The sequence below is a fragment of the Nostoc sp. ATCC 53789 genome (genome assembly GCF_009873495.1).
In the GTDB taxonomy this organism is placed as follows: Bacteria; Cyanobacteriota; Cyanobacteriia; order Cyanobacteriales; family Nostocaceae; genus Nostoc; species Nostoc muscorum_A.
Window position 1 is genome coordinate 6,506,402 of the sequence record NZ_CP046703.1, and the last position, 21,626, is coordinate 6,528,027.

Sequence of the window (21,626 nt, forward strand, 5' to 3'; positions counted from 1 at the left end):
TACGAGGTGAAACTACTAATGTTTTTTACCAAAGGCTGTAACTCTATTAATGAAAATTCTGGTGTAAAAGCCAGCCTTGTATCATCAAAAAAATCTAATAGTTTTGATAATCAGAATAATGACTCTAGCTTCAGTCTGAGTGGTGTAAATAGTTTTAGAGCCAGCGATCGCAGTAGTTATACTTCTACGGAAATCGACGCTTTCGGAGTTAAAAACAATTATGCCAAGAAGAGTAGTTTAAGCAACGAAAATACTACTCAAGCGATCGCTGCGGCTGCTATTCAGCCAGACCTGATAGCACGTACCGTTTCAACTCCCAGTTCTGCCGCAGCTGGCAGTACCATTCAACTGAGCTATGAAATTGAAAACCAAGGCAATGCCAGTGCTGGTTATAGTTATACCAAATTTTATCTGTCTCAGGATCTCTCTTTAGGGAGTGAAGATATATTTTTAGGCGATGACTATGTTGATAACATTCTATCTGGTTACTACAGATCAGAGTCAACCACACTCACTATCGGCAATAGCGTCGCCGCAGGTAGCTATTATTTGGTGTATCAAGCCGATGGCTATAACTATGTTGCCGAAAGCAACGAAAACAACAACGCTGTTGCTGACGTAATTAATATTACTAAACCAGACCTGATAGTACAAAATACCTCAAATTCCAGTTCGGCGGCGGCTGGAAGTAGCATTCAACTAAACTATCAAATCAAAAACCAAGGCAATGCCATTGCTGTTGCTAGTAACACCAAGTTTTACCTCTCCCAAGATTTAAATATTGGAAACGAAGATGTGTACTTGGGCTATGACTACGTTAGCGGCATTGCTGCGGGTAGTTATAGTTCCGAGTCAACCACACTCAGTCTTGGCAGTAACATCACTCCTGGGAATTATTACTTAGCATACATAGCCGATAGTGATGGGAATGTTGCTGAAAGCAATGAAACTAACAACGGTATTGCCGGAGTAATCACCATTACTCCAACTCAAAAATCAGACCTGATAGTTCAAAATACCTCAGCCCCTAGTACAGCATCAGTTGGTAGCACTATTCAACTAAGCTATCAGGTCAAAAATCAAGGTGTTGGTGGTGCTGTTGCAACTACCACCAAGTTTTATATATCCAAGGATAATGCTTTTAGTAATGATGATGTGTTGTTAGGCTCAGATGCCGTTAACGCTATTGCCGTAGGTGCTACTAGCTCAGAGACAGCATCGCTGATCATCAACAATGCGATCGCTACAGGTAACTATTACTTGCTCTATCAAGCTGACGGCGCAGGAAATGCAGTTGAGAGCAATGAAAGCAATAACTTTGCTAGCAAAGCGATCGCCATTACCCAAGCAGACTTAATAATACAAAACGCTGTGGCTCCAGCTACAACAGCCGTTGGTGGCACCATTCAATTGAGCTATCAGGTGAAAAACCAAGGTGTTGGTGGTGCTGTTGCAACTACCACCAAGTTTTATATATCCAAGGATACTGCTTTTAGTAATGATGATGTGTTGCTCGGCTCCGATGCCGTTAACGCCATTGCCGCAGGTGCTATTAGCTCAGAGACAGCATCGCTGATCATCAACAATGCGATCGCCGCAGGCAACTATTATTTGTTGTATAAAGCCGATGCTAATGGCAATGTTGGCGAAAGTAACGAAACTAATAATATTGTCAGCAAAGCGATCGCTATTAATGGCCCGAAACCAGACCTAATTATCCAAAATATTTCGGCTCCTAGTCTTGTTGACCCCGGTAGCTTAATCACTGTCAATTATCAACTAGCCAATCAAGGTACTGCCAGTGCTGGTTCTAGTACAACGAAATTTTTTCTTTCTAAAGATACGACCTTGAGCGGCGATGACACATACTTAAGCTATTCCCGAAGCTACTTATACTCTGGATTAGGCGCTAGTAAATATAGTGCAGAGTCTTACTCTTTAATACTCAGCAGTAATATTACTTTTGGAAATTACTACCTGCTATTACAAGCCGATGGCAATAGCGAGATTTTTGAAAGTAATGAAAACAATAACGTTACGGCCAAAGCAATTACGATTGCGGCACCAGACCTATTAATACAAAATCCTTCGGCTCCTGCTAGCGCCAACATTGGTACAACAATCCAACTAAGCTATCAGGTGAAAAATCAAGGTAATGGTAAAGCTGGTGTTAACACGACACGCTTTTATCTTTCTAACCCTGTTTTGTCACTCTGGCGGTAGTATAATAAGGTACAAATGCTAGAACCAAGACACAGAGTATGGTACAGCCCCGTCCAGCCGCACCAACAGTTAAATTTGTGGACGAATATTGCCAGTGGTATAAAAGCCTGTTTCCAGATGTTAGGAGCTTCGAGGCTTTTAAGTACCTTCATGTAGGGTGTATTTCTGAACTAAAACGGAAAACCCTACCAGAAATAGCAAAGATTGTAGGATTGGATAACCAACAGGGTTTACATCATTTTTTAACTACATCACCGTGGGATATAGAGAAGTTAAGAGATTTGCGATTAGAGCTAATTTTACAAGTACTAAAAGGTAGACCAATCATTCTGATTATTGATGAAACAGGAGATAAAAAGAAAGGGAATAAGACAGATTATGTGAAACGACAGTATATAGGAAACTTGGGGAAAGTAGAGAATGGAATTGTGGCAGTAACAGCGTATGGCGTATTCTGCGGTATGACTTTTCCACTGCTATTTGAAATATATAAGCCTCGTGAAAGATTAAAGCCAGAAGATAAATACCTAACCAAGCCACAAATAGCAGCAATTCTCATGCGAAAGCTCAAGTCAATGGGCTTTAAATTTAACTTAGTACTGGCAGACAGTTTGTATGGAGAAAGTGGAACTAACTTCATATCTGTGTTAGATGAAATGAATCTAAACTATATAGTAGCGATTCGCTCAAACCATGATGTGGATTTACTTCCAAGACAATATACTCAATATTTAAAGTGGCACAAGTTTAAACGAGTATTTTCTGATCTGAGTAGTGAAAATAGGTTTATCAGAGAAATAATTCATGGTAAACGTAGCGAAAATAGGTACTGGCAGATTACCACAGACCGAGAGAAATTACCTGGTAACACTACTTGGTATGTAATGAGTAAATACCCAGACCTTACACCAAGAGATGTGGGAAACTTTTACGGTTTAAGAACTTGGGTTGAGTATGGGTTGAAGCAAAGCAAGAATGAATTAGGTTGGTCAGATTATCGGCTAACTCACTACCCGGATATTGAACGCTGGTGGGAGATTGTTTGTAGCAGCTATTTAATGGTTAGCCTACACTCTGAACAAATCCAGTCTTCTGTGCCAAAATCTCCATCAAAATTAGCTTCGCATCCCTGGTGGAATGATGAAAAAGGCTGGAAGAATATTCTTAACAATCTCCGCTTAATAATTCAACCTTTTACCTTATTTAACCTAATATATCCCTGGTTAACAGTTTTTCCTATTCCCCAATTGTCCTTGGGTTTTTCTAAACTTCAATCTATTATTTATAGCCTCACTAGTTCAATTTTTATTTCTCTAACTCACCCTGATTTCTACTTTTCCTCTGCCTAGAGTGACAAAACAGGGCTAAAGATACCATCCTTAGTAGTGAAGACATTTCAGTCGGTTCGGATATTATCAGTATCTCTGACATTGCTCCCTCTGCTGTAATTTCCGAGTCTGTATCCCTATATCTTTCCAGCACTATTACTCCCGGTAGTTACTATCTCCTATACCAAGCTGATGGTTTTGGGTCATTGAGAGAAAGCAATGAAAATAACAACGTCGTTGCCAAAGCAATTACAATTACTGCACCAGACTTAGTAATAGTAGATACTTCAGTTCCAACTAGCGCCGCCATTGGTACTACACTTGAATTTACCTATAAGATCAAAAATCAAGGTAATGGCAATGCTGGTAGCAGCAAAACAGCTTATTCTCTTTCCAGAGACACAATTTTAGGCAATGATGATGATATATCGATAGGGTACGACACTGTTCCCATTCCAAGCCTGGCACCCTCTGCTATATTTTCAAAGTCCATATCTTGGACTATTGACACCACCATTGCAGCAGGTAAATACTATTTGATGTTCAAAGCCGATGGATTGGGAGATGTTGCCGAAAGCAATGAAAGTAACAACTCGGTTTACCATACACAAGCAATTAGTCTCACTCCGATTAATGGTGGCGGGTTTAACTCAACTACAGGTTATGGCTTAATTAATGCTGCCGCCGCCGTAGCAAAAGCTTTAGGTCAGAGTACCTTTGCTGATGTTCCTGACTTGGGTGGTGATAACTGGGGAGCTGACTTAGTGAAAGCACCGGAAGTCTGGGCTAAGGGATACACAGGTCAGGGTGTGATCGTCGCTGTGATAGATAGTGGAGTAGATTACAATCACTCAGATTTGAGCGCTAATATCTGGAAGAATACCAAGGAAATCGCTGGCAACGGCAAAGATGATGATGGCAATGGTTACATTGATGATGTCAACGGCTGGAACTTTGTCAGCAACAACAACAATCCATTAGACGACAACGGTCATGGTACTCATGTTGCTGGCACTATTGCTGGGGTGAAAAATAACTTTGGTGTCACTGGTATTGCCTATAATGCCAAGATTATGCCAGTGAAAGGTATGAATAGCGATGGTCAAGGAACTAATAGTGCGATCGCAAATGGTATTCGTTATGCAGTCAATAACGGAGCTAATGTCATTAACCTCAGCTTAGGTGGTTCTGCAAGTAGTGAGATACAGTCAGCTATTCAATATGCTGCCAGCAAAGGCGCAATTACCGTCATGGCAGCAGGTAATGATGGTAAATCAGAACCAGACTATCCCGCCCGCTATGCTACCCAGTGGGGGCTTGCGGTTGGAGCAGTCTCTTATAATGGCGTACTGGCTGACTTCTCCAACCGAGCTGGAACAACTCCACTTGCATACGTTACAGCTCCAGGAGTCGATATTTACTCGACACTTCCAGGTAATAATTATGATTTCAAAGATGGTACTTCTATGGCAACTCCTAATGTTGCTGGGGTAATAGCTTTGATGCTCAGTGCTAAAAAAGGTTTAACTGATGCCCAAGTGCGTCAGATTGTCACAACGACAGCAGCAAATAGCTTGGCATAGAATCATCCCTTAAGTGTCGTTTATCAAAGGTAAAATGCAATTTCTATAAGCGGCAGAATGAGCAGCAAATGCCACTCATTCTGCCGCTTTTTTTATAATAAAGCGTATTCTAAATAGCTATTCACAAAAAGCATGATTCTCATAATATTTTTTTGGTAATAGAATTAGCATTTTATTATTAAATTTCATAGTAATTATTAACAATACGGCTTATTCACACGTTAGAACTTTTGTTTAACAAAAGTTCTAATAATTTTAGCTGTTAAAAAGCATTTCTATTTTTGAGAAAAAACAATTATGTTCAATGATAATACTAATAACAATTTATTTTCTACTAATAAAAGCTTAAATTTTACTTCAATCTCTTCATTAGATACATTTAATACTAAGAATGACACCAGCTTCAACTTAAGCGGACGTAGTAGCTACAACTCAGCCGATTCTCATGTGCAGTTACTAAATAATAGTAACTACGAAAATAGCAGTAACGCTACTACTAATGCTTTTACCACGCAAAGTTATAACTCCAACAATGGCTATGGCTTAATTAATGCAGCAGCAGCAGTGGCTAAAGCTACTAATCAGAATACCTTTGCTGATGTTCCCGATCTTGGTGGTAATAATTGGGGAGCAGACCTTGTAAAAGCACCAGAAGTTTGGGCACAAGGATACACAGGTAAAGGCGTTGTTGTCGCTGTTATAGATACTGGGGTTGACTATAACCACGAGGATTTAAAAAATAATATCTGGACAAATACCAAGGAAATTGCAGGTAACGGTATAGATGATGATGGCAATGGCTATATTGATGATAATTACGGGTGGAACTTTGCGGATCAAAACAACAACACACTAGATAACAATGGTCACGGTACTCATGTTTCTGGCACGATCGCAGGAGAAAATAATAACTATGGTGTCACTGGTATTGCATACAATGCCAAGATTATGCCTGTCAAAGTTTTGAATGAGTCTGGCTCTGGTTCCTATAGCTCGATATCTAAGGGTATTCGCTACGCTGTGGATAATGGAGCGAATGTGATTAACCTCAGTTTAGGAGGCACATCTTCCAATCGGACTCTGGAGTCAGCCATTAACTATGCCACTAGCAAAGGAGTGATTGTTGTCATGGCAGCAGGTAATGATGGTGAATCAGAACCAGACTATCCTGCCCGCTATGCCTCCAAGTCGGGAATTGCTGTTGGGGCAGTAGACAAAAATAATAATATGGCTGATTTCTCTAACCGCTCTGGAACAAATCAAATTTCTTATGTCACAGCCCCAGGAGTCAAGGTTTATTCATCAGTTCCGAATAATCAGTATGCCACTTATAGCGGCACATCTATGGCTACTCCCCATGTGGCTGGTGTAGTTGCCCTGATGCTTAGTGCTAACCCCAGCCTGACTGATGCCCAAGTACGTCAGATTGTGGCAGAAACATCAGAAAACAGCACACAAAGTACAAACTCTAGTTTAAATATTTCTAATGTTAGTTCTTTGGCAAAGCAAGTGATTTCTACGACGGGCTACGCAGACACAGCAGCAAATAGTTCACAAATTACAACCTCTAGTTTAAATATTTCTAATATCAGTTCTCTGGCAAAGCAAGTGATATCTGGCAACAACCTGCTACATATCGATGCACAAACCAAAAATTATCTCACACCAGAGACTATTGCTAGTTTTAATAATTCAGATGTCGCTTCTCTAATCGGTCAGACTATTACAAAAACAGCAAAATATCTCACACCAGAGACTATTACTAGTTTTAATAATTCTGATGTTGGTTCTCTAATTGGTCAGACTGTTACGGAAACAGCAAAATATCTCACACCAGAGACTATTGCTAGTTTGAATAATTCTGATGTTGGTTCTCTAATTGGTCAGACTGTTACGGAAACAGCAAAATATCTCACACCAGAGACTATTGCTAGTTTGAATAATTCTGATGTTGGTTCTCTAATTGGTCAGGCAATTACAGAAACACCAAAATATCTCACACCAGAGACTATTGCTATTCTTAATAATTCTGATGTCGCTTCTCTAATCGGTCAGATTATTACAGGCATCAATACGGATAGCAATGATGATAACAAAAATGAGAATAATCTTGATTTTTGGAAACTACTAGAAGGGATGCAAAAACAAATGGATCAGTATAAAAAATTCTTAGGTATCGCTTAAAAATTATAGCGATTTGTAGTTCAGTCAAATACTGCTCGGTTAGAAAAATAAACCAAACCGCTCGTCTGTTACAAATAAATTTAAGGGTTTAGCAATGCTAAACCCTTACGTTTTAGGTGTGGCTTGTGGAATGCGTAGGCATTGTTTTTGAAATAGCTATAAGAACAAGAGAGGCTATCAATCTACCTAACAGAAAATGCTTCATTGAACCGCCGCGTCACAGGCTCAGTGATGAATGTCAGAATTGACTTTTTACGAGTGACAATTTCACCTGTAGCAGACATTCCTGGTGTAAATTCTACCTCTTGACCACGCACATTAACTGAATGTTTATTTAGCTTAATTCTTGTAGGAAAAACTAAGCCCAATTCTTTATCAATAATTGCATTCGGACTGACTTGCATAACTTCGCCCTCCACAACACCAAATTCCTGGAAGGGGAAAGTCGCCATTTTCACTTTTGCTTTCATTCCTTGACGAATAAATCCAATATCGCGGTTAAGAACTTTCACCTCTAGGAGCATTTCTTCCCCTTCTGGCAAAATTGACAGCAATTCTTCACCAGATTGGACTGGCCCCTTGGTAGCTTTGACTCTGTAAATCGTACCTGCAACGGGAGCCTCAATCGTTTCTAAAGCTTGCTGCTTCCTCGCCTGCTCTAATTGACCTTGAACAGTTGTCAGTTCTTCTTTACGTTTGTTGAACTGGGTTAAAATTTCACTTTGGCGTTCTGATGCGACACGCTGGGCCTGACTGCGGGCAGAGTTGTAAGCTTGTTCTGCTTGGCGAATTTCTTGGGCTTGAGCAGCAATATCTTTTTCTAATGATGTGACTTTATCTTGAGCCTCTGTTATTCTATTCTGGGCGTTAGTCACTTCATCTTGCGATCTGGTAATTTCTGTCTTTGCACGAGTCAATCTTTCTTGAGCATCCAAGTAATCGACACGAGGTACAGCACCAGTAGTAATTAGGGTGCGTAAGCTTTTTTCCCTTTCTTGTGCAAGTGCCAAATTACTTTCAATTTTAATGCGGATGCTGTCTGCGTTGGCAAGGTTGGTTTTGGCATTAGCAAAGCTGCTTTTGGCATTAGCTAAGTTCTCTTGCAATCGAGTCAAGCGGACTTTGGCTTGATTGATGAGTGCTATTTGGCGATTTGCTTCTGCTTCTGCACCTGCTTGACGTGCTTGGTAGTCTTGCAGGCGGGAAGTTAAAAGTTCATCTTGTAGTTTCGTCCCAGTGGTTTTGCCTCCAAGACGTTCTGCATCCAAACGTTGCAAATCGTCTTGAATCAATCTAGTTGATTTGGCTAGGCGGGAAACATCAGTTATTTGTAAGTCAGGGTCTTTTTGAATCAGAATTTGACCTTTGGTAACGCGATCGCCTTCTTGCACTTTCACGCCGACAATTGACCCCCCACCCAAGGATGTCACTGGCCTAACCTGTGTAGAAGCAATTAATTCCCCTGGCGCTGTTGCTACTTCATCTATTTGCGAGAAGTACGCCCAAGCGATCGCTCCAAATACAATGGCGCTCATCGTTCCCGCTAATAATCTCGTATACAGGGGTGGTAATTCCTGTACCGCCTTCCCCAATTCATAAGTGAGTTGTTCCTCTGGTTGGGCGAATCGCTCTTTTGTCTGACGTGCTTGAGCAGCATTTACCATATATTTTTATCCTTTTTTATTTGTCATTAGTCATTTGTCCTCTGTCCTTGGTGATTGACTAATGACCAATGACCAATGACCAATGACCAATGACTAATGACTAATGACTTGTGTTTAATTCAAACTGCTAGATAACGCCGCAAAAAGTTTTCTAATGTCTCCAATTTGAAGTTAAAAATCGCTTCTAAATTGGCAATTTCATCTTTTGTACAGAAAAATTCATTTGCTAGCAATGTGCGATAAGTTCCCAAAGCTTTTTGGACTTGGGGATTAAATAAACCCAATGCACCTTGTAATCCATCAATAAAAAATAGTGGTGAATTAATTATTACTGGCTCTTTGGCGAAAATCCGACCAAAAATCCGGGGAATATCTTCTCGTAATAAAATCTCTGGGCCTCCCACTGGTAAAATCTGGTTACGAGCGCCTTCAACTGTCACAGAATCCACTACTATCCTTGCCAAATCATCGGTACTGACAATTGAGCTACGGTTTTTGCGATCGCCAATCAGCAGATACAATCCCGTTTCCCGAAATCGTTCTACCAGTGGCAGCAAGTTAGATGCTAATCCAGATGGGCGTAAAATTGTGTAATTCAAGCCACTAGCTGACAAATATCGCTCTACGGCTCGTTTGGCTTTGAACACAGGCGCGTCTTCATATCCGCGATCGGCTCCCAATACCGAAATGAAGACAAAATGCTCTATGCCATTGGCTTTTGCTTGGTCAATCAATTCAATATTGGCGCGGTAATCTAAGGATAAAGCATCGCTATCAGAACCGTGAGCGCTGATAATATACTTCACACCTTGAGTAGCTTTTTGAATATCTTTTTCTCGCAGCAAATCACCGATAAAGATTTCTGCACCCCGGTGTTCTAACTCGCTGTAGCGCGAGGTAAGGCGAACAAATGCCCGCACAGACTGTTCTCGTTGCCGTAGCAGTCGCACAACTCTGCGACCAATTCCTCCAGTTGCTCCAGTTACTAGAAACATATAAATACCTAAATTGAATAGTTGCAGCGTTTATAGTTGTCAAAATGCCCGATATATGGTCAAGATATCCTCACGCCAACTAAGCCAATTGGTCACACCTTATTTATCTTAATCTCAAAAAATTATCCCCCACATCTTTGTTGATGCAGGGGATGGGGTAATGGGATTAGTTTTACTGGCTCAAGAAGTCGATAGCTTGTTCAAGCGACATCTTAGCTTTGTGCAAGTTCAGCAAATTCTCTTGCTGATATCGGTCAGGATAGCTCATTTTTCTGCCTTCCAAAGTTATCCGAATCAGTGCTGTTTGTTCGTCTGTGGGTGAATTCATCTCCTCAATTGCAGAACTGATTACCTGGATAGCGTTAAAGTTAGGGGATTTTAACCCTTTACCTAGCTTCATTTGTTGGAGGGCTAAAAGTGGAAATGCCATCAGAGTTACGATATACGAGGTTTTGTATCCTGCATTCCCGGTAGGTTTTACACCGTATCTCCGACATAAATCGAGTAATTCTTTAATAGTCTTGATTTCAAGTTCGGAACGCGTGAACATAAAATAGTAGTATCCATTTTTTGAATTGGATATTGGTGGTTGTACTTCCGGCAAGTTGTTACAACCACTAAAAAAAAATTAATCTGCTGCCTACCAGTGATTCAAATTATATTTATATTTCTACATAAATGCCTAACCCTAAAGGTCATTCAGAAAATTTAAAACCATTTAAATCAGAGAGGGAAGAACCTTTAAGTGAACGTCTTAATTTACGTGTCACAAAAACTATGAAGGAAGAACTATCTACCAAAGATGATCCTCCAGAATTTTGTCGTCGTGCAATCCAAGAAGCATTAGATAAAGATAGAGAAAAGTAATCTCAAAGGGATAGTTGTCACGAATGCGTGAATTACTGCAATGAGTCAGCAATCAAGCATATTGAGAAAGTAATATGCTTGATTGCTTGCGGAAAACACCGAAATTAGAAAGCAAACTGGGGTTTGAGAAAGTAAAAGCTTCTTTTGAGTAAGTCAAATGCCATTTTGTTTATTAAATTGGACGTAATTACTTAAATTACGTTAAGAAGATTTGTAGGTTGGGTTGAACGGAGTGAAACCCAACAAAGCCGTGAAAATGTTGGGTTTTGTTCCTCAACCCAACCTACATTAAAGTTATTTTTTAGGCAAAACCTCGCAGTATTTATCTGAGTTAAAATCGTTTAAGAAGGATTTAAAGCAGTAAGTATAATGTATTAGCAATTATTGCCGATATAGAGAAGTGGATGTGAGGAGACTTATAGATGAGTGACGAAAATCAGTTTGATGTCTTCCTTTGCCACAATAGCAAAGACAAACCTGAAGTTATAGAAATTGCTAATGAATTAACAAGACAAGGAATTAAACCTTGGCTAGATAAATGGGAACTTCGTCCTGGTTTAGGATGGCAGGTTTTACTAGAAGAACAAATAGAAAATATTAAATCAGCAGCAGTTTTTGTAGGTAGCAGTGGACTTGGCCCCTGGCAAAGTCAAGAGATGAGAGCTTTTTTAAACGAATTTGTAGAAAGAAAATGTCCCGTAATTCCCGTTTTGCTTGGGAATACACCACATCAGCCTAAACTCCCAATTTTTCTTAGGGGTAATACCTGGGTTGACTTTCGGACAGATACTGAGGCTATGGAGCAGTTAATTTGGGGTATTACTGGACGAAAACCAAAGCTACAGCAAGTAATTCAAGTTGATAATCTCAGTTCTGAGAAGGGAGTAAACTACACGCGATTGCGAGATTTGCTAGCAGCAGGCAAATGGAAAGAAGCGGATGAGGAAACTTTAGCTGTCATGCTCAAGGCATCTAGCAGGGAAAAAGAAGGTTGGTTTGATATTGAATCCATCAAGAATTTTCCCTGTACTGACTTACGCACCATTGACCAACTTTGGGTACAACATAGCGATGGGCGCTTTGGCTTCAGCGTTCAGAAGAATATTTATCTAAGTGTTGGTGGGAAGGCTGACGGTGAATATTATAAAGAAGTCTGGGAAAAATTTGGCGATCACGTAGGATGGAAAGTGAAAGGAAGCTGGATTGATTACTCTAGTGTAGATTTTAATATTTCAGCACCAGAGGGACACCTCCCAAGGATGAGTGGGGAGGGATATTTATTATTTGGGATTGGTGGTGTTGGGAGGATATCTTTTCTCGCCTCAAGACTTGTGAAGTGTAACATTTAAGAGCTTGAGAAAAGTTTTCCCAATTTAAAATCCCCCCACATCTGTGTAGATGCAGAGGGACTAATAAAACAACCCACAATTTGGATTATTGATCAATTTTTGAGCGCTATCGGTGACGTACTATTATACTTTGTGCAAACAGCCCATTTCAAAACTATTCAGCAGCTTTGTTATTAGCTCTATTAGCACGCGCCTCAGCCGAAGCCATCACCTCATCCATATTCTCTAGCACTTCACCAGGGAAGTTTTCCAAAACTCTGGTAGAAAGAGCAACCCGTCCTTTACCTTCATCCAAGTCAATAATTACAGCCTTAATTGGCTGACCAACTTTAAATACCTTTTCTAGAGAATCAATGAATTTTTGGCTTACCTGCTTGATATGAAGCAAAGCCCCCATACCATTTAAATCGACAAACACACCAAAAGGTTTGATGCCAGTAACTTTACCTTCCACCAGTTGACCTAGTTCTAATAAGCTGAAGTTGCTAGAACGAGTTGCTAATCGCTGAGAAAGGATGAGTTTGTTGGTGTTTTTATTAATTTCCAAAAAGCCCACAGTCAGATTTTGACCTTTAAGTGCGTCTAAGTTATCACGCTCTGCCAGGTGCGATCGCGGAATAAATCCCCGCAAAGAGAGAATATCGACGGTAACACCACCTTTATTCACACCCATAACCTTTACTTGCACAGTCTGAGCATTTTCCTGCATTTCCGCCAATCGTTCCCAGATGTGCTGGATTTCCAACTGCTTTCGAGAAAGGGTGACTTGACCTTCTGCATCCTGATCTCGGATAATCAAAAACTGCATTTCCTCTTGCAATGGCAGCACTTCCGATAAATCGGTAACTGCTCTCAAAGAAGCCTCATCGCGCGGTAGAAAAGCTGACGACTTGCCACCAATATCGACATAAGCTCCATCATGGTCAAGTTGGAACACTTTGCCATGTACAACCTGTCCTTTTTGAAACTGGTAGTCGTGTTTTTCTAGCGCTTTGGCAAAATCGTCCATCGTAAATGACGAATTGGCTGTTTGAGAAAGTTTCGATTCGGAATTCATGACTTTTGAAGATTAATTGTTATTTGAGATGGTGCAACTGGAGTTTTGATTGTCATTAGTCACTTGTCATTTGTCATTTGTTCTTTATTGTTCACTAATGACTAATGACTAGTTCAGTTGACTAAAGAGTTGTTTGGCTTGCTCCCAAGCATCAGCAGCAGCTTTAGGATTATAACTGGCACGAAGGTCACAGAAAAATCCGTGATCAGCTCCATCGTAGCGAAACACACGATGAGGAATTTTATATTTTTCTAACTCTGCTTCAATCTCATCTACTTGTTCGGGTGGGATGCTAGCATCTTCTTTACCAAAGAAGGCATAGAGAGTGCCTGGAATCTCTCTGGTGCGGGTAACAGTGGGTGCGCCACCTCCTGGCGTGCGAGTGGTAATTCCAGCACCGTAGAAGGAAGCCGTAGCTTTAATATCTGGTAAAGTGGCTGCAAGATATGCAACATGACCGCCAAAGCAGAAGCCAATACAACCAAAACTATCTTTTTTGACTTGAGGCAGATTTTTGAGGTAGTCAATTGCTAATTGAATATCGCTCAATAACTCTGATGCTTGAGTTTGCATAGCGTAGCCTCTGCCCGTTTCAATATCTTCGGGTGTGTATCCGGTTTCAAAGCCAGGAGCAGTGCGTTGAAAAAGTGCAGGTGCGATCGCTACATACCCAAGTTTGGCAATCCGTTCTGTAACATCCCGAATGTGAACGTTGACACCAAAAATCTCTTGCAATACAACGATTCCTGGGTAAGATCCAGGTTCTTTTGGTTCTGCCAGATATGCTGACACTTGAATATTATCTTGCAAAAGATTAACCGTTGTGGTAATTATTGCTTGCTCTGCCATAATAATTTTTACCCGTGTTATGTGATTAACGGTGTGTTTGTTTGATATAACTATGCCAGTATGCTGAGGTTATTTCCAATAGAATTACCAAATACCATAGTGAGCGCATTAAAAATTTCTACCAGAAAAATTTTATTTGTAAATCAAATATTTTGATATGTAGCAAATACAGCTGGTCACTAAAGGAGTGCTATGTATAGAAGTAACACTTAATACCCAAAAATCAGCACTTATCACTCAGCACTTAGTATTCAGGAGGTTTGGTGGTGATTCAATTCCGTATTCAGCCAGACAGCGAAATTCCCGCATCAACCCAGCTGTTTAATCAAATCCGCTTTGCGATCGCTTCGCGGCAATATCCCCCTGCTTACAAATTGCCAAGCACAAGAGCGCTGGCAATGCAAACGGGATTACACCGTAATACCATTAGCAAAGTTTACCGTCAACTGGAGGAAGACGGATTTGTTGAAAGTATGGCTGGTTCGGGTATTTATGTTCGTGCCCAAGGTCATGAGGGCGGTAGTCGGCTGCAATCACCAATTCTCAAACAAAATCCTGACGCATATCAAGTTGTCCAGCAAGCACTTGACGATTTGCTCTCTCAAGGATGTTCGCTCAATCAAGCCAGAGAGCTATTTTTAGCGGAAATTGACTGGCGCTTGCGTTGTAGTGCGCGGGTACTAGTTGCAGTTCCATCCTATGACATGGGTGCTGGTGAGTTGATGGTCTATGAATTAGAGCGATCGCTAAAAATTCCAGTCCAGTTAGTAGCAATGGAAGAATTAACAGCAGTGTTAGATAAAACTACCTCTGCAACAGTAGTCACAAGTCGGTATTTTATCAGTAATGTGGAAGCGATCGCAGCTCCTAAAGCTGCACGGGTAATTCCTCTAGATATCTACGACTACAGCAAAGAACTCAGCCTCTTAAAAACCTTACCAAAAGAAAACTGTGTAGGCATAGTTAGCCTCAGTTCCGGGATTGCACGAGCAGCAGAAGTCATCCTCCACGGTTTGCGGGGAGATGAACTACTAGTGATGACTTCGCAACCAAAAGATGCCTATAAACTTCAGGCTATGGTTAAACGGGCTGAGGTCATCATCAGCGATCAAGCCAGTTTTGCAGCAGTGCAAGCAGCCGTACAAGCATCTGATGAAGATATTATTCGTCCCCCAAAGCTGATTAAGGTTGAAAATTATATCGGTACTAACTCGATTAACTTGCTCAAACGAGAACTAGGTTTGAGTTAATTACGACTTACGTAAAATACTCTCAAACTCTCATTTCTCTGTGTTCTCTGCGCCTCTGTGGTTCGTTATTCTGGAACTAGTGCAGAACACCTTTGAGAACAACCAATACAGGAGGGCTAAGGTAGTGCAGATTGTGATTGTAGGCGCAGGCCCAACAGGTGTAACCCTTGCCCTGCTCCTTACACAACGTGGTATTGCTGTAACCTTAATTGAAGCAGCAAAAGACTTTCATCGTGTTTTTCGCGGCGAAGGATTAATGCCCAGTGGATTAGATGCACTAGAGCAAATGGGTCTATCGCCATTGTTAGAGCATATTCCCCACCGACAACTCGACGCATGGGAATTCATTGTGGGGGACAAGCAATTGTTTCGAGTCGAAGAACCAATGGGGGCAACCCGACCTTGTACACTGGTTTCACAACCACCGCTACTCAAAGCACTGATTTCGGAAGCTCAAACCAATGATGGGTTTGAATTTATCCAGGGTGTTCCAGTCAAAGATTTACGTTGGAGTAATCAACGTGTCGCAGGTGTAGTATTGAGCGATGGGAGAGAACTAACTGCTGACCTAGTAATTGGGGCAGATGGTCGAAATTCTCTTGTGCGGCAACGTATAGGATTGGAATTGGTACGCCAGCCCAAAAATATTGATATTCTCTGGTTTAAACTTGCCGCCAGCCCTGAATTTGCAGCCGATAATGTTTTTCGTACTATTGTAAATGGCGATCGCGTATTTACCATCTTTCACGGAGCAGAATCAGGAAAACTGCATCTAGCTTGGGTGATGTCCGCAACCGAAAACACTGACTTCAAGCAAGCTAACTGGGCAGAGACTTTTGCTTCATTATCACCCTCATGGCTAGCAGAACATTTCCGTAATCATGCAGACACCATTGAATCCCCGATTCGGCTTTCTGTTGTAGTTGGTTATTGTCCACAATGGCACGCACCAGGGGTACTACTTCTGGGTGACGCGGCACACCCAATGTCTCCTGTCCGCGCTCAAGGAATTAATTTAGCATTGCGTGATGTCATTGTCGCTGCTAATCACCTTGTGCCACTGTTGCACAAAGAAGCCGAACACAAGGACATTGATATGGCACTATCGCACATCCAAGCAGAACGTGAGCCAGAAATTATCCGCGCCCAGCAACTCCAGTTACAGGAAGCTAAACAAGGCGAACTACTGCGAAAAAATGCACTGTTGCGATCGCTGTTGAGTCAACTCGCTCCCTTGCTCCGTAAAATAATTAAAAAGTCTTGGTTAAAGCGACAATATAAAATGCGTCAAGGTATCACACAGGTTCATTTAACTGTGTAAAAAACCGCCAGAAGTTATTTAACTTGTGGCTGTGGAATATTAATTTGCAAAAATTCTTGCACCACTTGCATATAAGTTGGAGCATCTTCCAACATTGGGAAATGTGCTGTGTTAGGAATCATCACAAACTTAACTTTGTCATTCAGTCCAGCTGCTTTACGCCCCATCTCGGCTGGGATAATTTTGTCATACTCTCCCGCCACGAGCAGAGTCGGTACTGTCAGCTTGGCAAACTCAAGCGGCATCACTTCAGATTGAGCTTTACTAACGGAAGTAAAAATTGTACCCAAAGCTGCATCGTAATCTGCTTCAAGAAAATCTTGTAAAAAAGCTTGGCGTTCAGAATGTGGTATTGAACTATATAAAAATCTCGCCATAAACATCCGGTCAACAAATGGAATTTTGCTTAACCATTTGGGACGGAATTTCACCACATAGCCACCGAATTTATGAAAGGCACTAAAAGATTTTTCGTCGTACTCAAAAATGCCGCTACAGGTTAAAATTCCTCGTTCCACTCGTTGGGGGTAGCGGTTAAAAAATAAAGTAGCAACAGACGCGCCCATCGAGTGAGCATTGATATAGACACGCTGAAGATGCAGCCCATCTAACAAAGCTGCCAAATCATCAGCGTATTCTTCTAATTCATAACTTAACTCTCTGATTGCCTCTGATTCTTCCTGCGGGGACTTAGAGTCAGCAACAGCTTCACTTGCTTGACCTATGGTTGGCTTACCACCAGAACGGCCAAATCCCCGCATATCGTAGAGTAAACAATCAAATTGCTCTGATAAAGCATTAGCGGTATTTTGCCAATACCTAGCCGAACCAGCCCAACCGTGCATAAAAACCATTACTGGTTTTACCAAAGAACCAGATGGTTTTTTCACCCATTCATAGTAGTGGTCAACGCCACGAACTTTAATATAAGGCATTAGTCATTAGTCCTTTGTCAGTTGTCATTAGTCATTTTCCCTTATTACATGGTTATTAGTCTTTAGTTTTTGACTAATAACCAATGACTAATGACTAATGACTAATGACTATTAGGCTGACTCTGGTTTCGGTAGTGAAGATGGATGGATTATCAGTTCCGCAGTTGATCGCTTCTCGACCATTTCCCGTGTTACTGTACAACGTGTCACATCCTTACGGGATGGTAACTCGTACATTACATCCAGCATAAGTTCTTCGACAATGCCCCGTAGCGCTCTTGCACCAGTTTTACGGCGGTAGGCTTCTTGAGCGATCGCTCGTAAAGCATCTGGTTTAAAATCTAACTGGACATTATCCATCTTCAGCAGTTTTTGGTACTGCTTCACTAAGGCGCTGCGTGGCTGGGTGAGAATCGCCATTAGCGCTTCTTCATCTAGCGGATCTACTACTGCTACCATTGGCACGCGTCCAATAAATTCTGGAATCATGCCAAATTTTACTAGATCGTCCGGCGCTAGATGGCGGAGAGTATCTGCTGCCCGCTTTTCTTTCGTTTGGCCTTCTCCAGGTTGCACAAAGCCTATTGCTTTTTTGCCAACTCTCTGATCTACAACCTTTTCTAAGCCTACGAAAGCACCACCACAGACAAACAAAATATTACTTGTATCAATTTGGATACAGTCTTGATAGGGATGCTTGCGCCCTCCTTGGGGTGGTACATTGGCGATCGTTCCCTCTAACATTTTCAACAAGGCTTGCTGCACGCCTTCGCCAGAAACGTCGCGGGTAATTGACGGGTTCTCACTCTTACGAGCAATTTTGTCAATTTCATCAATGTAGATAATTCCTCGTTGCGCTTCCTCTATATCCAAATCTGCCACTTGCAACAGTCGCAGCAAGATATTTTCCACATCTTCTCCCACATAACCTGCTTCCGTCAGCGTCGTAGCATCGGCGACGGCAAAAGGTACATCCAGGATTTTCGCTAAGGTTTGCGCTAAGAGAGTTTTGCCGCAACCAGTTGGGCCGATTAACAAAATGTTGGACTTTTGCAGTTCTACAGCATCATCCGCCCCACCTTTGCCACTGGCTTTAGACTGAATGACTGCCAACCGCTTGTAGTGATTGTAAACGGCTACTGACAGGACTTTCTTGGCTTCGTCTTGACCAATAACGTGTTCGTCTAGATACTTTTTAATCTCTCTTGGCTTGGGTATTTGATTAAACGAAATACTAGAAGATTGAGTACGCCGTTTTTGAGGTGGTTCTGCTCTTGGTGCGGGTTGTGCTGCCGCACCATTGGTATCGAGTAACTCTTCGTCTAGTATTTCATTACACAAGTCAACGCATTCATCGCAGATGTAGACTCCCGGCCCTGCGATTAATTTACGCACCTGCTCCTGAGACTTGCCGCAAAACGAACATTTTAAATGGGAGTCGTACTTAGACATACCAGCCTCTTATTTCAGAATGGTGACGTTTTCCCCTGCTGTGGGAAGATTTTGCCTGGAAATGACCTGATCAATCAAACCGTAGTTTTTCGCCTCTTCTGCCGACATGAAAAAGTCGCGCTCAGTATCTGCTTCAATTCTTTCTAAGGGTTGACCAGTATGATGAGCCATTAACTGATTCAACTTAGCCTTAACGTAAAGAATTTCTCTGGCTTGAATTTCAATGTCAATAGCTTGACCTTGAGCGCCACCAAGTGGTTGGTGAATCATAATCCGGGAGTCAGGCAGAGACATTCGCTTACCGGCAGCCCCTGCTGTTAACAAAAATGCCCCCATACTCGCGGCTAATCCAAAACAGATGGTAACAACATCAGGGCGAATTTGCTGTATTGTATCATAGATTGCCATCCCTGCGTAGACCGAGCCACCAGGAGAATTGACATACATTTGAATGTCTTTCTCTGAGTCTTCGGAATCTAGGAATAACAATTGAGCCACAATTGAGTTGGCTACGGCATCGTCTATTGGCGTTCCCAAAAAGATAATCCGCTCTCGCAGCAGGCGGGAGTAGATGTCGAAAGCCCTTTCTCCCATGCCAGACTGTTCTACCACCATCGGCACGATGTTGCTAGGGCTGTTCAACTGGGAGTTAATGTTTATTCGACTTTGGTTGCTGATGGGGTAGTTTCCCGACTGCGATACAAACATACAGGCTTTCTATGACGGTAATTTAGGACAAATGTTTCAGCAGCAAATACTGCCTTTTCGACGAATCGAATTTTTATAGCTACGTGTTAACCATTATGCCTCATATAACTTCCTCTCGTGTAACACAGTATCAAGCTCAGTCCATAACATGTGTCACAATTTGCCAAAAATTCATTAATTCTTTAAATTATTTTGACTTTATCCCAGTGGGTATTGGGGATTGGTTATTTTTGTCCCTGTTCCCTTACCTTACCCATTTCACCAGTACTTTAACTCAGGACTGGTGAACTTATGGCTTTGGGATTTTTTATTATCCTTCTGTGACTTCTGTTGTAGAAGGTTCGCTGTTTTCTTCCTCTGTCTGAGATACATCAGCATCAGATTCTGCGCCTTCCGTTTCCTCAGAGGGACTCAAGGAGCCTTCGGGTACAAGTTCAACTGAGGAATGTTCTAAGAGCCAATCGATGGTTTTTTCGGTTAATAGTTCGTTTTCCACGATGGAGCGCAGTCTATCTTCATCAACCTCTTTTTCTTCTGGGTACTGTTCCAAAAGTTCTTTGACTCTGGCTGCGATTTCTTCTGGTGTTACCTCAATAGATTCGCGTTTACCGACTTCCCGCAAGGACAAAGAACGTTTGATGCGTTCGATGGCCTCAGTACGCGATCGCTCCCGCAATTGAGGAATAATATCTTGAGTAAACAACTTCCTCACATCTAATCCCTGCTGAGACAGGCGCATTGCTGTTTGCGTTAGCATTGCATCCACTTCTTGCTCAACTAAGGTTAGTGGTAAGTCGACTTCTACGTGCTTGAGCAGTTCCGTTAACAAGGCTTCCTGCTTATTTGTTTTTGTTTTGTCATCCGCCTCTTTTTGATATCGCTCTACCAAAGAAGCGCGTAACTCCTCTAAAGTTTCAAAATCGCTGATTTCCTGGGCGAAATCGTCATTTATCTCTGGTAGTTCCTTTTCCTTCAGTTCTTTGAGCGTCACTGTGAAAGTAGCTGCTTTTCCAGCTAAATCCTCATTAGCATAAGGATCTGGGAACTGAGCCGCGATTTCTCTAGTTTCTTCAGGATTCATCCCTACTATTCCCGATATAAAGCCTGGGATAAACTTATCTTCCTGCAATTCAACTTGAAAATCAGTTGCTTCGGCTCCCGGAATAGGTTCTAGTTCGGCTGTTTCGTCTTCACCCTCGGCTTTAGCAAATGAGCCTTTAAAATCGACTACGGCAATATCACCGATTTGGGCTGAACGTCCTTCCACAGGAATTAATGTCGCTAATTCTTGACGTTCCTTCTCAAGGGTACTATCCACTCGTTCTGGATCGTACTTGACTTCTTCGGCTTGGAAAAGCAAATCAGTGTACTGCACTAGATTTACTTCTGGTTCTACATCGACAGCGGCCGAAATCGTCAGAGGTTTTCCAGGTTCATAATTATTAATCAAATCCTCAAATGAGGAGCGCAATTGCGGCTGACCGATTGCCGGGATAGCTTCTTGTTTAACTGCTTGCTCAATGCCGTCTTGAATTAGTTCTTCCAGCGCTGCTGCCTTGATACGAGTTGTACCCAGCCTTTGTAGTAATATCGGCCGAGGTACCTTGCCTTTACGAAACCCAGGAATATTGGCAGTACTCGCTAAGTTTTTAATGACCTGTTCGTAAGTTTGCTTGGTAATTTCCGGCGTAATCTCTATTTCCAGGCCAATTTGGCTGGCGGGAAGTTTTTCCTGGGTAACTTTCATGCTTCGTCTCTAGTTTTCTGGTATTTTAATCTCCGAGTACACACAAGACGCAATAATTTTTCGCGTTTATGGCTTGATGTCTCTTAGGGAGGAGGGGGAGTTTGTCACAAGGCT

17 protein-coding genes and 1 pseudogene are annotated in these 21,626 nt (G+C 41.8%); 9 read left to right on the forward strand and 9 right to left on the reverse strand.

The features are described from left to right. The first annotated feature begins 18 nt into the window (after positions 1-18). The 5 genes and pseudogenes from GJB62_RS26920 to GJB62_RS26935 all read left to right on the forward strand — a co-directional run bounded on the left by GJB62_RS26920 (position 19) and on the right by GJB62_RS26935 (position 7,318). The gene (locus GJB62_RS26920; protein WP_245246021.1) at positions 19-2,223 is read left to right on the forward strand and encodes a CARDB domain-containing protein; all 2,205 of its coding nucleotides are present in this window, start codon (positions 19-21) and stop codon (positions 2,221-2,223) included. 38 nt (positions 2,224-2,261) lie between these two features. Continuing rightward, positions 2,262-3,572: an IS701 family transposase gene (locus GJB62_RS26925; RefSeq protein WP_159402591.1), complete on the forward strand. Its 1,311-nt coding sequence runs from the start codon at positions 2,262-2,264 to the stop codon at positions 3,570-3,572. A 98-nt stretch (positions 3,573-3,670) separates the two neighbouring features. Continuing rightward, positions 3,671-3,733 (forward strand): annotated as a pseudogene (locus tag GJB62_RS38225) (hypothetical protein); the annotation flags it as partial. A gap of 24 nt (positions 3,734-3,757) precedes the next feature. Beyond that, complete coding sequence (locus GJB62_RS26930; protein WP_348537524.1) at positions 3,758-5,134, forward strand: S8 family serine peptidase; 1,377 nt, start codon at positions 3,758-3,760, stop codon at positions 5,132-5,134. Positions 5,135-5,431: 297 nt separating this feature from the next. Further along, positions 5,432-7,318, forward strand: coding sequence for a S8 family peptidase (locus GJB62_RS26935; protein ID WP_114085556.1), 1,887 nt, complete (start codon positions 5,432-5,434; stop codon positions 7,316-7,318). A gap of 182 nt (positions 7,319-7,500) precedes the next feature. Here the strand turns inward: GJB62_RS26935 and GJB62_RS26940 are convergent, their stop codons facing one another. The 3 genes from GJB62_RS26940 to GJB62_RS26950 all read right to left on the reverse strand — a co-directional run bounded on the left by GJB62_RS26940 (position 7,501) and on the right by GJB62_RS26950 (position 10,527). Next, a complete protein-coding gene (locus GJB62_RS26940; protein ID WP_114085555.1) occupies positions 7,501-8,982 on the reverse strand; it encodes an HlyD family efflux transporter periplasmic adaptor subunit in 1,482 nt (493 codons plus the stop codon). 119 nt (positions 8,983-9,101) lie between these two features. After that, entirely contained in the window at positions 9,102-9,977 is an 876-nt protein-coding gene (locus GJB62_RS26945) for an SDR family oxidoreductase (RefSeq protein WP_114085554.1), read from the reverse strand. A 172-nt stretch (positions 9,978-10,149) separates the two neighbouring features. Then, positions 10,150-10,527: a hypothetical protein gene (locus GJB62_RS26950; RefSeq protein WP_114085553.1), complete on the reverse strand. Its 378-nt coding sequence runs from the start codon at positions 10,525-10,527 to the stop codon at positions 10,150-10,152. A gap of 128 nt (positions 10,528-10,655) precedes the next feature. On the opposite strand from GJB62_RS26950, the gene GJB62_RS26955 reads away from it, so the two are divergent. Both GJB62_RS26955 and GJB62_RS26960 read left to right on the forward strand, forming a co-directional pair. After that, positions 10,656-10,844, forward strand: a complete 189-nt coding sequence (locus tag GJB62_RS26955; protein ID WP_114085552.1) for a hypothetical protein — start codon at positions 10,656-10,658, stop codon at positions 10,842-10,844. A 422-nt stretch (positions 10,845-11,266) separates the two neighbouring features. Further along, complete coding sequence (locus GJB62_RS26960; RefSeq protein ID WP_114085551.1) at positions 11,267-12,193, forward strand: GUN4 domain-containing protein; 927 nt, start codon at positions 11,267-11,269, stop codon at positions 12,191-12,193. Between the two features lie 154 nt (positions 12,194-12,347). Here the strand turns inward: GJB62_RS26960 and GJB62_RS26965 are convergent, their stop codons facing one another. Both GJB62_RS26965 and GJB62_RS26970 read right to left on the reverse strand, forming a co-directional pair. Beyond that, positions 12,348-13,250, reverse strand: coding sequence for a S1 RNA-binding domain-containing protein (locus tag GJB62_RS26965; protein WP_114085550.1), 903 nt, complete (start codon positions 13,248-13,250; stop codon positions 12,348-12,350). A gap of 108 nt (positions 13,251-13,358) precedes the next feature. Then, on the reverse strand, positions 13,359-14,099 hold the full coding sequence (locus GJB62_RS26970; protein ID WP_114085549.1) for a dienelactone hydrolase family protein: 741 nt from the start codon (positions 14,097-14,099) through the stop codon (positions 13,359-13,361). Between the two features lie 266 nt (positions 14,100-14,365). Between GJB62_RS26970 and GJB62_RS26975 the strand changes: the two genes are divergently transcribed. Beyond that, positions 14,366-15,349 carry a GntR family transcriptional regulator gene (locus tag GJB62_RS26975; protein ID WP_114085559.1) on the forward strand — a complete coding sequence of 328 codons (984 nt, stop codon included), beginning with the start codon at positions 14,366-14,368 and terminating at the stop codon, positions 15,347-15,349. Between the two features lie 124 nt (positions 15,350-15,473). Further along, a complete protein-coding gene (locus GJB62_RS26980) occupies positions 15,474-16,670 on the forward strand; it encodes an FAD-dependent monooxygenase (RefSeq protein ID WP_245246022.1) in 1,197 nt (398 codons plus the stop codon). 14 nt (positions 16,671-16,684) lie between these two features. Here GJB62_RS26980 and GJB62_RS26985 read toward each other — a convergent pair whose 3' ends face one another. The 4 genes from GJB62_RS26985 to tig all read right to left on the reverse strand — a co-directional run bounded on the left by GJB62_RS26985 (position 16,685) and on the right by tig (position 21,512). Then, positions 16,685-17,605, reverse strand: coding sequence for an alpha/beta hydrolase (locus tag GJB62_RS26985; RefSeq protein WP_114085548.1), 921 nt, complete (start codon positions 17,603-17,605; stop codon positions 16,685-16,687). A gap of 111 nt (positions 17,606-17,716) precedes the next feature. Continuing rightward, complete coding sequence (clpX, locus tag GJB62_RS26990) at positions 17,717-19,057, reverse strand: ATP-dependent protease ATP-binding subunit ClpX (protein ID WP_114085547.1); 1,341 nt, start codon at positions 19,055-19,057, stop codon at positions 17,717-17,719. Between the two features lie 9 nt (positions 19,058-19,066). After that, complete coding sequence (gene clpP / locus GJB62_RS26995) at positions 19,067-19,765, reverse strand: ATP-dependent Clp endopeptidase proteolytic subunit ClpP (protein WP_114085546.1); 699 nt, start codon at positions 19,763-19,765, stop codon at positions 19,067-19,069. 310 nt (positions 19,766-20,075) lie between these two features. Continuing rightward, a complete protein-coding gene (gene tig / locus GJB62_RS27000) occupies positions 20,076-21,512 on the reverse strand; it encodes a trigger factor (protein ID WP_114085545.1) in 1,437 nt (478 codons plus the stop codon). Positions 21,513-21,626 lie beyond the last annotated feature (114 nt).